The following is a 13001-nucleotide window of genomic DNA, read 5'->3' as shown; positions in this document are numbered from 1 at the left end:
CGATATGTCGTGCGCTGCGGCCAGAGACCCCGCCAGCGCCTGTCCTGGAGATTCAACCCGATGGCCGATACCGTACTGCTCGACGTCTCGAACCGCGTCGCCACGCTCACGCTGAATCGCCCGGCGCAGCTCAACGCCTTGTCGATCGAGATGATGCAGGACCTGCTGGGAGTGGTGCGGGAGTTGCGCGATCTCAAGGATGTCGACGTCGTCGTGGTCGTCGGCGCCGGCGACCACTTCATGGCGGGCGGCGACCTGAAGGACTTCGCGACTCAGTTCCACCTCGGCCCGCAGGCGCGCATGGTGGCTTTCCGCGCGATCATCGAGAAGCACATCAACCCGGCCGTCGAGATGCTCCAGTCGCTGCACCAGCCCGTGATCGCGAAAGTGCGCGGCGCATGCGCCGGCTTCGGCCTGTCGCTGATGCTCGGCTGCGATCTGGCCCTATGCGCCGACAGCGCCAAATTCACGACCGCGTATTCATCGATCGGACTCGCGGCCGACGGCGGCCTGACGTATTTCCTGCCGCGCGTCGTCGGCAGCCGCAAGGCGCTGGAACTGCTGCTGCTTGCCGAGCGTTTCGACGCCACCGAGGCGCTGCGCCTCGGCCTCGTCAACCGCGTGCTGCCGTCCGCCGAGCTCGACGGCGAAACCGACAAGCTCGTCGCCCGGCTGCAGGCCGGTCCGCGCGAAGCCTACGGGGAGATCAAGCGCCTGGTCGCGAGCTCGTACGACACGCAGCTCGAATCGCAACTGGAGAGCGAAGCCGAAGCGTTCGGCCGCTGCAGCGCGACCGGCGATTTCGTCGAGGGCATCACGGCGTTCCTGGAAAAGCGCAAGCCTGCGTTCCGGGGGATGTGATCGGCTTGGCGCAGGTCCCGCGACGCCGTCTGCTGCAGCTTCGCGCCGGGCAATCGGCGCGCCAGCACCGCCTGGATATCCCGCCCATCAACGATCAGGTAAATGACGATTCGGCTGCCCGTCACGGCCGCTGTTTTCCAGCAGGGCTCCGGCTGCCAGGCCCAGCGCAAGGGCCCCGTATATCAGCGCCAGAGATTGCCCGGACAGCCTTTTTTCATAGCCCGGGGTAAAGCGCTTCGGCACCAGATAGTAGTCCGTGACGTACGCGCCGGCCGCGACCGCCACCCCACTCATCGCCGGGGCGAGCGGGGCAAGCGAAGGGCGCCTCGCCGCCCAGCGGGAGATTGCCGGAGCTGCCCACCGTTCATAGACGGCGGCCCACATGACCGCTGCGAGGTGGTTGAGCAGGAAGCCGGTGGCCGTGTACTTGAGCGAAGTGTCATCGTGGCGCGCCGCTTTGTCGCCCCACAGGATATGGCTCGTCGCATTGATCGGCGCCGCATACGATGCGGTTTCCCGCTTGCCGGCAAGCGCGGCCACGGCAGAAGTCGCGAGGCCGGAGACGGTACCGGAAACCAGGGCGCGCATCAGGAACGAATTACTCTGCATGGTGTACTCCGTAAGCAATCTGCCGGCACGGCCCGGCGCAGGAAAAATCATGCAAACTCCGTGCCTCGTCCACGCGGCCGGTGAACCGGGGCGTTGAGGTTCTGCTTTGAAGGAGACTGGTCGTCCGCTCAGGTTCGTGGGCCGACGGGCGGCCCTTTGGCGAATGATTGGTGAGGGCGGGAGCCGTCGCCGAACTGCGCTGAAGGGCTGATTCAGGGCAGAAGTCGGGGTCGAGTGTTAACTGCTGATTGGCGGGAGATCAGGCCTTTGCCGACCTCGGGCCTCAGGCCCGCCTCGGGCGGCCATGCGTCGGCCACCTGACGCTCACCTGCTTGTGGCGGTCAATGACCGCTGACCACTTCAGGCTACAGCCGGATCCGACCCAAACTTGCCGGTCGAGCTTTTGCTACTCACCCTCCCCCGGCGGTTGCTCGCCCCCCGTTGATGGGTATCGCTTCGCTCAACCCATCCTGCGCGCGCTCAAAAGATTCCCATCGCCAGACCGGCTGCAATCCCACCGCCCAGTTCCGTGCAGCGCTCGAGCTCGCTGGCTTCGATGTGTTTCGCGCGCAGGATGTCCTCGGGCGTTTGAGCATGCGTGCAGACGATCAACGGCGGCGCGACCGCTTTCAGCCGCCACCCGGTCGCGATGCGTTCGATCTGCCGTGCCGCGTTGCTGCCATCGCTGCCCGCGCAGACGAGTGTCGCATAGGGCCGGCCGTTGATGCGGTCCAGGACGGGATAATAGGTGCGGTCGAAGAAGTCCTTCATCTGGCCCGAAATGGCGGCGAGGTTCTCCGGCGTCGCGAAAATGTAGCCGTCCGCGGCCAGCACGTCGTCGGCGCCGACCTCCTTCGCATGCAGCAGGCGCACCGCGACCGCCCCGTCGGCGGCGGCCCCGTCGGCGGCGGCCTGCGCCATCTGCAGCGTGCCGCCGGTCATGGTGTGATAGACGATCAACAAAATCTTCATGAGATGCTGGCCAATCTGGTGCGCTGAAGCGCGCCGATGCCCTCGGCCGTTCGCGCTGGCTTGCCCAAGGCGGAGGGCCACGCTCTGCGTCGTGTGGCCAGCACGTTCCCGCTCGACAACCGCTTTGCGGGTATTTGGAGCGACTCGTTTCGGCGGAAGTGGAGGACCGCAACGGGTCCCGGTGCGGACGTCGCAGTTGCACGAAAGCTGCCGCTCGGCGCTGCCAATGGGCAGCGCCGTCCGGCGTCCGCTAAATCGTTTGGCGCGTGATCTCCTCTCAAACCGGCTTGATGTTCTGGTTCATCCGGAAGAGGTTCGTCGGGTCGTACTTCTTCTTGAGCTCCACCAGCCGGTCGTACGTCGCCCCGTAGGCGAACGCGATGCGGTCGGTTTCGTCCTGGGTGAGGAAGTTGATGTACGCGCCGCCGCTGGCGAACGGCTGTGACTTGGCGAAAAAATCGCGCGCCCACGCGATGCAGCGTTGGTCCTCGCCGGCCGACTCCCAGCGGGCGTGCACGTTCATCACGTAGTTGGCGTCTCGGGCCGAGTAGGCCATCGCCTCGGGCGCTACACGGGCCGTCTGGCCGCCGATCGTGCCGACGAAGATCTCGCACTGCGGCGAGGGCAGCATGCCGGCGGATTCGATGATGACGTCGATCGCACCCGCGCTGAGCTGCGAAAAGTTATGCGACTTCCAGTAGTTGCGCGCACCGGGCGTCAACAGTGGATCGAAGGCCTGCTGCCAGGCGGTGTACGGTTGCACGCCGATATGCTCACCGTGTATCGTGCCGAACCCGCGCAGCGGCTCGATCAGTTTCTCGCCCTCGACGGGGTCACCCACATAGCACAGGGCGAGCGCGACGATCTCTTTTCCGTGGACGTCTTCGGGCAGGAAGGGCAGCGGGGGCGCCTTGCGGGTGACCATCCAGACGGTGAGGTCGTCCGGTATCGTTTCCGTGAAGCGGGCGAACTGCGTAAGCACTGACTTCGCCTGGTCGAACGGGAATACGATGAGCCCGCTCAGCACGTTCGGCCCGACCGGATGGAGCTGGAACTCGAAGCTCGTGACAATACCGAAGTTCCCCCCGCCACCCCGCAGCCCCCAGAAGAGGTCATCGTTTTCGGTTTCGCTGGCGTGCACCTGGTGGCCATCGGCCGTGACGACGTGCGCGGAGAGCAGGTTGTCGACGGTCATGCCGTGCTTTCTGCTCAGCCACCCGAAGCCGCCGCCGAGCGTCAGGCCGGCAACGCCCGTCGTCGAGTTGATGCCCAGCGGCGTCGCGAGGCCGTGCGTCTGCGCGGCGGCGTCGAAGTCGGCGAGCGTGCAGCCCGGCTCGACGCTCGCCCGGCGGGCGTTCCGGTCCACCTGGACCTTCTTCATCAGCGAGAGATCGATCATGAGACCGTCGTCGCAGACGGCATTGCCCGCGATGTTGTGCCCGCCCCCTCGGATGGAGACGAGCAGGTTGTGCTGGCGCGCGAGCTTGACGGCCTGAACGACGTCTTCAGGCGACGTGCAGCGGGCTATCAGCCCGGGCCTCCGGTCCGTCATGGCGTTCCAGATTTGGCGTACCTCGTCGTAGCCCGCATCGTCAGGGAGAAGCACATTTCCATGGAAGTGCGCTCGGAAGTCATCGAGCTCGGCTTTTTGTAAGCGATCCATGTCGTTCGCCTCCGTTTGCGCCTAACCTGTTATGAAAACCCAATTTCGATATGGATGCGCGAACATGCTGTCCATTTCGGTGAACCGTTTGCACGAAGTTAACGCACAGTCCGCGATTGCGGCCGCTACGCATCCGCGGATGGGGGTGAATCAGGCGCAAACCCGGCAAGGGTTACTAACCTATGTGGTACCCGTAAAGCGCGCCCTGGGTCCTCATGACTGAAGTGAAACTTCAACCTCTCTACTCAAGCCGGCGTGACCTGCATCAACCATCGTTAGCTCATTTCTGTTCAGAGTAGACGCCCGTGATTGGCAAGCAAGGCAGATGTACCAACCGCTGCCCGCTCCTGGCCGGCGGCCGACCGGCGCCATCCTATCCTCACTGACCGGTCCGACCTCAAATCTGCCGCTCAGGCAGCCAAAGACGCTCGGGCGTATCGAACGGCCGCTTCCGTCGCTGGGGCAAATGGCCGCTTAGAAAAAAGCTCGACCGGCATGGTTTAAAGGCTGATCACGTGCCCGTCGCCTGGCACTTCGGAATGGCGGCTCAACCCTTGTTGGAAGCCGACGAACCGAAATCCGAACGACGAACGGCGGCATGGGTCGTAGACGGTCGTCCACGGCGCATCGTCGCGTTCGACCGCCTTGATGCGCCGGTCCTCGGGGCCCAGCGGCGCGCGTCAATGCAGCGTTCCGTGTTCGCCGCCCGATCCCGGCAGCCTGACCGTGGCCTCGGTGCCCGATTCGCCCACGCTGCGCCACAATAGGCGCCCGCTCCTCGCGAGGCAGCGCAGTCGCCACGCGAAGAACACGTCGCCGAGGAACTCGTCGCATTCCCACTGCGCCGCGCCGATCACCTGATCGGCCGCTTGCCAGTCGTCATCGCACTGAGTGAGGAGCAGAGCGTCGTAGAAGTCGTCGCGGTGGTGGGTGATGCGGCCGTCGGCCCAGCGGCGCACGCCGGACGGGAAGCCGCGATTACGCTGCCATTCGCCTGCGAGCCGCGCGATCTCCCCGCTGTCGAGGGCGCGCGTGCGCCCCAGCAGTTCCCGAAAATCGCCCGGCTCGAACTGGCTCACCGCGCGCCGGCCGCCCGAAGCAGCCCCCGGGTCGACGGCCTCGACAAGGCGGACGTCCGCGGCCTGTGGCGGAAACGTCGCGCACAGACGCTGTAGCCACAATTGGGACGAACTGTGCGCACCACTCCAGACGAACACCGTGCCGTGGCGCGCAGCGTCGGCCGCGTGCGCGTAACGCGTCTCCTCCTCGTCGAACTCGCTGACCCGCGGTGGCGCGTCGGGCAGCAACTGCGCCCAGTAGCGCGCGCGGCTTGCCGGGCCGTCAGCGGTACCGAGCGCGCCAAGAGGCCCGATGCAGTAGATGTCTCGAAAGCGCAGGATCGGCGCCGCCGCCGGCAGGCCTGCCGTCATCGCGTCGCGCAGAACACCCGCCGCGGCATCGCCGAGCACCAGATGGGTCGCCTTGTCCGTCATGAATGGGTCTCCCGTACGCGTCTTGCATCACAGGGGGGATGAATGGAATCGGCAGGGTTCGATGCGGTATGAACTGCCGGTCTTATTCGAGCACCTGCCGCCGACGTTGGCATCTTGAGGCAACTGCCGGACCGTGGCGGGCTTTTGGCGTCGCACGCCGGGTCCTTGCGCTGCCCGCCGCAGAATCGTACTGCTGCGCGGCCCGGCTGATCGAGCCGTCAGGGATAGCGCACCGGGGGCGGGCGATTGTCCGGCAGCGGGATGAATTCGGTCTCGCCCGGGACCGGCGCGAAGCGGCCGGCGCGCCAGTCGGCCTTCGCCTGCTCGATGCGCTCGCGCGAACTCGACACGAAGTTCCACCACACATGGCGCGGGCCATCGGGCGGTTCGCCGCCGAGCAGCATCAGCCGCGTCGCCGATGACGCCGTGATGACGACGTCGGCGCCGCGGCGCAGCACCAGCAGCTGGCCCGCCGAATGCGTCACGCCGTCGATCGCGACGGAACCGGCGACGATGTACGCGGCGCGCTCGACGTGCTCGCTCGGCACCTGCAGGCGCGCCGGCGGGGCGAGCGTGACGTCGGCGTAGAACAGCGGCGAGCGCGTCGCCACCGGCGAGCGCGCGCCGAAAGCTTCGCCGGCGATCAGCCGGATGCTCACGCCGGGCGCGTCGATGACCGGCAGTTCCGCCGCGCCGTGGTGCGCGAACGCGGGTTCGCTCTCCTCGTCGCGCCCCGGCAGCGCGACCCACGCCTGCAGCCCGGCGAGGCGCGAGCCGGACGGGCGCAGTTCGGGCGGCGTGCGCTCGGAATGCACGATGCCGCGTCCCGCAGTCATCCAGTTCAGCTCGCCCGGCCGGATCGGCTGCACGTTGCCGAGGCTGTCGCGATGCAGGATCTCGCCGTCGAACAGGTAAGTCACCGTCGCGAGCCCGATGTGGGGATGCGGCCGGACGTCGAGCCCGTTGCCCGCGGCAAGCTCCACCGGACCCATCTGGTCGAGAAAGACGAAAGGCCCGACCATGCGCCGCTGCACCGACGGCAGCGCGCGCATCACCTTGAAGCCGCCGCCCAGATCGCTCGCCTGCGGCACGACGACGGTTTCGACCGATCGCGGGTCCTGCGCGGATGTCGATGGATTCGGGTTCATCTGCTCTCCTCGACGTGATATGACGATGCGGCGATAAGGTTGTAGGGGCGCGGGGCCCGATGCTGGCGCGTGACCCGGGGCGCTGGTCCGTGTGTCCCTGCCCGTTCCTGTAGAAGACCCATGCCGGCCGCGGGTGGTTCGCCATGTCGCCGAGACCGCGAGCATGCTCGCGCGGGGCAGGGCGACCCGACGACAACGATCGCCGGACGATCGCCGATGCGCGCTGCCGATTCGCGACTTCCGCGCTCGGTTCGCAGCTGCCGTCGTGGCGATCGAGCTTGCCGAAGTTGCCGCGGCACCGCGACAATCGCGCGGCACGACGTTCAGCGCGACAGGCGCAGCGCGAGCAGCCCCAGCCATTCGTGCGCCGCATACCACCCGGCATAGGCCGAAGTCGCGCTCGGCAGCGCAGTCAGCACCTGGTCGTTCGCGTCGTGCCTGCCGAGCCAGGCGGTCGGGGCGGCGATCACGTCGATGCCGCGGGCTTCGAACTCGGCCCGGGCGCGGCGCATGTGCGCGGCGTGCGTGACGAGCAGCACACGGCTCACGCCGGCGGCTTTGAGCAGCGGTGCGGAAAATTCCGCGTTCTGCCCGGTGTCGAGCGAGCTCGCCTCGACCCAGCGCGGGATAATGCCGAAGTCCGTTTCGAGCGCGGCTTTCATCAGCTCGCTTTCGGGATGCTCGCCGGTCGGCGCGCCACCGCTGACGAGCACTGGCAGGCGCAGTCCGTGCGCAAGGCGCGCGCCGTAGCGCAGCCGTTCGAGCGTCAGCCGGTTCACGGTTTCGCCGCCGTATTCGGGTGCGTGGCGCCGCTTGCCGCCGCCCAGGATGACGATCGCTTCGGCGCGGCGAGCGTCGGTCGCGGTCAGCGGCGGATCGGTCTCCAGCCCGGCGAGCATCCAGCCGACGCTGGCGGGCCAGACGAGCAGCAGCGCTGCGACGAGCCCTGCCCATGCGACCGCCAGGCCGGTGCGGCCCCAGCGCTGGACGAGCAGCAGGCCGAGCGCGATGAGCAGCAGCGGGGCGAGCGGCGGCAGCATGAGGGCCGAAACGAGTTTCTTCAGCCAGAAAAGTGGCATCAGAGCGAGGTCGAGAGTCATATGAGTCGGCAGAGGCGTTGTCACAGGGGGAGAGTCGCATTATCCGTGACAATCCACGCGTCATGTTCCCCGCGGCCGCGCGTCGCGCCGCAGCGGCGGCGGCCGTCCGCACGCGCGGCGAGGTAGTGCGCGATGGGGGTCAGCGAAATCCTGTGGTTCGCCGCCGCACTGCCGGCCGTCTACCTCGCGGTCCGCCTGTACCAGGCGCGGCGGAGCCGCTCGCGCCCCGCGGTTTCACGCGACGGCGTGTCGGGTGAAGAGGCCTTCGAGCGGCCGCAGCCGTCGGCGCGGCGCGACGGTTTCCAGGTCGAGCTCGAGGTGCAGCAGCTGCGCCGGGACGTCGCCGAGCTGTGCGCCGAACTCGCCGAGCAGCGCCGGGAGCTTGCGCGCCTGACTGCCCGGCTGCACGCGCAGCACGCGCAGCACGAGCAGTTCGATGGCGGCATTGCCAACCCGGGCGCCTCGCCTGAGTATGACGAAGCGCTGGTGTTTGCGCGACGCGGACTCGACGTCGAAGCGATCGCGGAACGCTGCGGCATCACGGTTGCCGAAGCGGCGCTGGTGCGCGCCCTGGCGCAGGGCGAAAAAGGTGAAAAAGGCAAAAAAGCCAACGAGCGGAACGGGCTGTGAAGCCGCTCAGGATGTGACCTGCGTCCGACCTGGCTTACAATCGGCTCATTGTGAGTCGCCCGGCCCCCACCCATCGAGGATTCCGCCCATGAGCCGTAGCATCGTTTCGACCCCCAACGCCCCGGCCGCGATCGGCACCTATTCGCAGGCTGTCCGAACCGGCAACACCGTCTACTGCTCCGGCCAGATCGGCCTCGACCCCGCGACGATGCAGATGGCCGAGGGCTTCGAAGCGCAGACCGTGCGCGTGTTCGAGAACCTCAAGGCGGTCGCCGAAGCGGCCGGGGGCTCGCTCGCCGACGCGACGCGGCTGACGATCTACCTCACCGACCTCGCGAACTTCGCCAAGGTGAACGAAGTGATGGCGCGCTATTTCGCCGAACCGTACCCGGCCCGCGCCGCGGTCGGCGTGAAGGAATTGCCGAAAGGCGCGCTCGTCGAGGCCGACGCGATCCTGGTGCTTGGCTGATCCGCGAAACTCCGTCGCCTCCTGATGCCACAACGCGACCGGCGCTGGCCGGCTGGGGCGGTGTCGGCCCGCAACTGGCCGGCCGGCTCGCCAGGCTCGACCTGCGGCGGCCGCAGGACCTGGTGCTGCACCTGCCGCTGCGCTACGAGGACGAGACCCGGGTGACGCCGATCGCTGCGGCGCGAGGCGGCACCGCAGTGCAGATCGAAGGCGAAGTCGTGTCGAGCGAGATCGTGCTGCGGCCGCGCCGCCAGCTCGTCGCCCGCGTGCGCGATGAGTCCGGAATGCTCGTCGCGCGCTGGCTCAATTTCTACCCGTCGCAGCAGAAGCAGCTCGCCGCCGGGCGCCGCGTGCGGCTTTTCGGCGAAGTGCGCGGCGGCTTCTTCGGCGACGAGATGGTGCATCCGCGCGTGCATGGCGTCGATGACGGCGAGCCGCTGCCGCAGGCGCTGACGCCGATTTACCCGACCACCGCCGGGCTCGCGCAGTCGGCGCTGCGCAAGCTCGTCGCCCGCGCGCTGCACGCCGTGCCGCTCGACGAATACCTGCCCGACACGGTGCTCGCCGGGCTCGGGCTGCCGAATTTCGCCGACGCGGTGCGCACGCTGCACCACCCGCCGCCGCACGTCGACGCGGCCGCGCTCGAAGACCGGGCGCACCCGGCGTGGCGGCGCATCAAGTTCGAGGAGCTGCTGGTCCAGCAGCTGTCGCTGCGCCGCGCATACAACGCCCGCCGCTCGCATCGCGCGCCGGCGCTGCCGGCGACCGGGCGTCTGTGCGAGGCGCTGCTCGCCCGGCTGCCGTTCCGTCTTACCGGCGCGCAGGCTCGCGCGGTCGCCGCGATCGCGCACGATCTGGCCATGCCGCACCCGATGCAGCGCCTGCTGCAGGGTGACGTCGGCAGCGGCAAGACGATCGTCGCCGCGCTGGCGATGCTGCAGGCGGCCGAGAACGGGTTCCAGGCGGTGCTGATGGCGCCGACCGAGATCCTCGCCGAACAGCACTGGAAAAAGCTCGCCGCGTGGCTCGAGCCGCTCGGCGTCGACATCGCTTGGCTGTCAGGCAGCCGCAAAAGGCGCGAACGCGACGCCGAGCTCGCGCGCCTCGCGAGCGGCGAAGTGCTGCTCGCCGTCGGCACTCACGCGTTGATCGAGGATCCAGTGCTGCTGCCGCGGCTGGGCCTGGCGATCGTCGACGAGCAGCACCGCTTCGGCGTGCGCCAGCGTCTCGCGCTGCGCGACAAGGGCGCGAACGGCAGCCATCCGCACATGCTGATGATGTCGGCAACGCCGATTCCACGCACGCTGGCGATGAGCTACTACGCCGATCTCGACGTCACCGTGCTCGACGAATTGCCGCCGGGGCGCACCCCGATCCTCACCAAGCTCGTGTCCGACCTGCGCCGTGACCAGGTCGTCGCCCGCGTGCGCGAGGCGTGCCTGGCCGGCCGTCAGGCGTACTGGGTATGCCCGCTGATCGAGGAATCGGAGGCGCTGCAGCTGAAGACCGCGCTCGAGACGTTCGAGACGCTCACCGCCGCGCTGCCGGACCTCAGGATCGGCCTCGTCCATGGGCGCCTCAGGGGCGAAGAAAAATCGGCGACGATGGCCGCGTTCGCCGCAGGCGAGCTGCATCTGCTGGTGGCGACGACGGTCATCGAAGTCGGCGTCGACGTGCCGAACGCGAGCCTGATGGTCATCGAGCACGCCGAGCGCTTCGGCCTCGCGCAGCTGCACCAGCTGCGCGGCCGCGTCGGGCGAGGCCCTGCCGACTCGGTGTGCATCCTGCTGTTCGCGCAGCCGCTGTCGGAAAACGGCCGCGCGCGGCTGAAAGTGATCTATGAACACAGCGATGGTTTCGCGATTGCGCGCGAGGATCTGCACATCCGCGGCCCCGGCGAATTCGTCGGCGCCCGCCAGAGCGGCACACCGCTGCTGCGCTACGCCGATCTCGAACGCGACGCCGATCTGCTCGAACCGGCGCGTACGCTCGCCGAACAGTTGCTCGATGACGCGCCCCAGACCGCCGCGCGCGTGATGGAGCGCTGGCTCGGCGGCCGCGAAGGGCTGCTGCGGGCCTGAAGCGCCAGTTTGCCGCCTCGCCCTGTTCCTCAGCCGGGTCCCGCAACGTCGCGCAACGTCCCGCGATTGGGGCGGCCTGTCGTTCCCGGTATCATGCGGGCGCCACGGCGTCCTGCCGGCGTCCTTTTACATGCGCCTCCGACCTCACTCCGAAACCTGGATCGAACGCCCGCCGCGCGCCCGGGTGCTCCCGCGGCTGCGCCCCTGGCTCACCGATCCGGGCTCGCTGACGGCGCGCATCCGCAGTCGCTGCAGCGTGTTTTCCGTCGACGTGCTCGCCCAGCGCCTCGCCGTCCCGCACCCGGACGAGGCCGCGCTGCTCGGGCTGCGCCGCGGCGAACTCGCGTGGCTGCGCGAAGTGCTGCTCGTCGCCGACGGCGTGCCGGTGGTGTTCGCGCGCAGCATCCTGCCGCGGCACAACGTGCGCGGAGCGTGGGTGCTGTTCCACGGGCTCGGCTCACGTCCCCTCGGTGCTGCGCTGTTCGCCGACCCGCGCATCGGCCGCAGACCATTGGCCTGCACCTGTCTCGACCGCCGGGACGCGCGCTATCATCGCGCTTCGACCACAGTCGCGCCGCGCCGCCTGCCGTCCGCGCTGTGGGCGCGCCGCTCGCTGTTCGCCCTGCGCGGCCGCGCGCTGCTGGTCAGTGAAGTGTTCCTGCCCACGATTCTGGAGTTGCCGACATGATGATTGCCCCTGCCACGCTGTCCGGCCGTCTGCCGCTGTACCTGCGGCTGATGCGTCTCGACAAGCCGATCGGCATCCTGCTGCTGATGTGGCCGACGCTGTGGGCGTTGTGGCTTGCCGCCGACGGCGTTCCGCCGCTGCACGTGGTCGCGATCTTCGTCCTCGGCACCGCGCTGATGCGCTCGGCCGGCTGCGTCATCAACGACTACGCCGACCGCGACTTCGACGGCCACGTCGAGCGCACGCGGATGCGGCCGCTGGCGACCGGCGCGGTGACGATCCGCGAAGCGCTGCTGCTCGCGGCCGGGCTGTCGCTGGTGTCGTTCGTGCTGATCCTGCCGCTCGATCCGCTGGTGCGGTGGCTGTCGCTGCCGGCGCTGTTCCTCGCCGCGAGCTACCCTTACACGAAGCGTTTCCTCGCGATTCCGCAAGCCTACCTCGGCATCGCGTTCGGTTTCGGCATTCCGATGGGGTTCGCCGCGGTGCAGGGCGAAGTGCCGGCGATCGCGTGGCTGCTGCTGCTCGCGAACATCTTCTGGGCAGTCGCGTACGACACCGAATACGCGATGGTCGACCGCCCCGATGACTTGAAGATCGGCATCAAGACTTCCGCGATCACGTTCGGCCGCTTCGACGTCGCCGCGGTGATGCTGTGCTACGCGGTCGCGTTCGGCCTGATCGCCGTCGTCGGCGTCGCGGCGGGGCGCGGGCCGTGGTTCTTCGGGGGAATAGCGGTCGCAGCGGCGATCGCGATCTACCATTACACGCTGATCCGCGACCGCGACCGGGCGCGCTGCTTCAGGGCTTTCCTGCACAACAACTGGGTCGGCGCGGCACTGTTCGTCGCGCTCGTCATCGACTACGTTGCGTTTCCACCGGCCTGATCTAGGGTTAACCGACGGCGATCACACGGTCGAATGACGGCGCGGAAAAACCGCGCGGATCCCCAAGGAGACCATGATGAAGAAGAGCCTGGTTGCGGGCCTGCTGGCGATGGCGCTGTCAGGCAGCGCGTTCGCGTTCCACTGTCCCGTCGAAATGAAAAAGATCGACGAGGCACTCGCGAAACCTCCGGCGCTGACTGCCGAGCAGATGACCGAAGTGAAGCAGCTGCGCGCCGAAGGCGAAACGCTGCACAAGGCCGGCAAGCACCAGGAAGCGCTCGATTCGCTCGAGAAAGCGAAGAAAATCCTGAAGATCGAAACCTGATCGGGCCCGCTCGGACACCGCGCGGGGGCGGCGCGGCCCCCAAGCGTCTTTTGCCGAACAGGCGCAACGATGAGCCGG

13 protein-coding genes are annotated in these 13001 nt (G+C 68.2%); 7 read left to right on the top strand and 6 right to left on the bottom strand.

All coding sequences use genetic code 11. The features are described from left to right. Nucleotides 1-60 precede the first annotated feature (60 nt). A complete protein-coding gene (locus tag PA01_06935) occupies nt 61-861 on the top strand; it encodes an enoyl-CoA hydratase-related protein (GenBank protein ID KON81376.1) in 801 nt (266 codons plus the stop codon). Between the two features lie 87 nt (nt 862-948). Here the strand turns inward: PA01_06935 and PA01_06930 are convergent, their stop codons facing one another. From PA01_06930 to PA01_06905, 6 genes are all read right to left on the bottom strand, one after another. Next, nucleotides 949-1521: a hypothetical protein gene (locus PA01_06930; GenBank protein KON82360.2), complete on the bottom strand. Its 573-nt coding sequence runs from the start codon at nt 1519-1521 to the stop codon at nt 949-951. A 429-nt stretch (nt 1522-1950) separates the two neighbouring features. Beyond that, complete coding sequence (locus tag PA01_06925) at nt 1951-2523, bottom strand: NAD(P)H-dependent oxidoreductase (protein ID KON81375.2); 573 nt, start codon at nt 2521-2523, stop codon at nt 1951-1953. A 196-nt stretch (nt 2524-2719) separates the two neighbouring features. Beyond that, nucleotides 2720-4105, bottom strand: a complete 1386-nt coding sequence (locus PA01_06920; GenBank protein KON81374.1) for an FAD-binding oxidoreductase — start codon at nt 4103-4105, stop codon at nt 2720-2722. 680 nt (nt 4106-4785) lie between these two features. Next, the gene (locus tag PA01_06915; GenBank protein ID KON81373.1) at nt 4786-5598 is read right to left on the bottom strand and encodes a DUF1835 domain-containing protein; all 813 of its coding nucleotides are present in this window, start codon (nt 5596-5598) and stop codon (nt 4786-4788) included. Between the two features lie 218 nt (nt 5599-5816). Continuing rightward, the gene (locus PA01_06910) at nt 5817-6746 is read right to left on the bottom strand and encodes a pirin family protein (GenBank protein ID KON81372.1); all 930 of its coding nucleotides are present in this window, start codon (nt 6744-6746) and stop codon (nt 5817-5819) included. 323 nt (nt 6747-7069) lie between these two features. Next, the gene (locus tag PA01_06905) at nt 7070-7846 is read right to left on the bottom strand and encodes a YdcF family protein (GenBank protein ID KON81371.1); all 777 of its coding nucleotides are present in this window, start codon (nt 7844-7846) and stop codon (nt 7070-7072) included. Between the two features lie 132 nt (nt 7847-7978). Here PA01_06905 and PA01_06900 point away from each other — a divergent pair, with 132 nt between their 5' ends. The 6 genes from PA01_06900 (at nt 7979) to PA01_06875 (ending at nt 12923) form a co-directional block, all read left to right on the top strand. Then, the gene (locus PA01_06900; GenBank protein KAI5913063.1) at nt 7979-8476 is read left to right on the top strand and encodes a DUF2802 domain-containing protein; all 498 of its coding nucleotides are present in this window, start codon (nt 7979-7981) and stop codon (nt 8474-8476) included. A gap of 88 nt (nt 8477-8564) precedes the next feature. Next, entirely contained in the window at nt 8565-8945 is a 381-nt protein-coding gene (locus PA01_06895; protein KON81370.1) for a RidA family protein, read from the top strand. Nucleotides 8946-8989: 44 nt separating this feature from the next. Then, nucleotides 8990-11026: an ATP-dependent DNA helicase RecG gene (recG, locus tag PA01_06890; protein KON81369.2), complete on the top strand. Its 2037-nt coding sequence runs from the start codon at nt 8990-8992 to the stop codon at nt 11024-11026. A gap of 130 nt (nt 11027-11156) precedes the next feature. Continuing rightward, the gene (locus PA01_06885; GenBank protein KON81368.1) at nt 11157-11714 is read left to right on the top strand and encodes a chorismate lyase; all 558 of its coding nucleotides are present in this window, start codon (nt 11157-11159) and stop codon (nt 11712-11714) included. Next, entirely contained in the window at nt 11711-12598 is an 888-nt protein-coding gene (gene ubiA, locus PA01_06880; protein KON82359.2) for a 4-hydroxybenzoate octaprenyltransferase, read from the top strand. Before PA01_06885 ends, ubiA begins: the two co-directional genes overlap by 4 nt. Before the next feature lie 73 nt (nt 12599-12671). Beyond that, nucleotides 12672-12923, top strand: coding sequence for a hypothetical protein (locus PA01_06875; GenBank protein KON81367.1), 252 nt, complete (start codon nt 12672-12674; stop codon nt 12921-12923). The last annotated feature ends 78 nt before the right edge of the window (nt 12924-13001 follow it).

Origin of the sequence: Azoarcus sp. PA01, from assembly GCA_001274695.2 — a bacterium.
In the GTDB taxonomy this organism is placed as follows: Bacteria; Pseudomonadota; Gammaproteobacteria; order Burkholderiales; family Rhodocyclaceae; genus Aromatoleum.
Note: the sequence above shows the minus strand (reverse complement) of the source record. Positions and strands in the feature narration are given on the sequence as shown.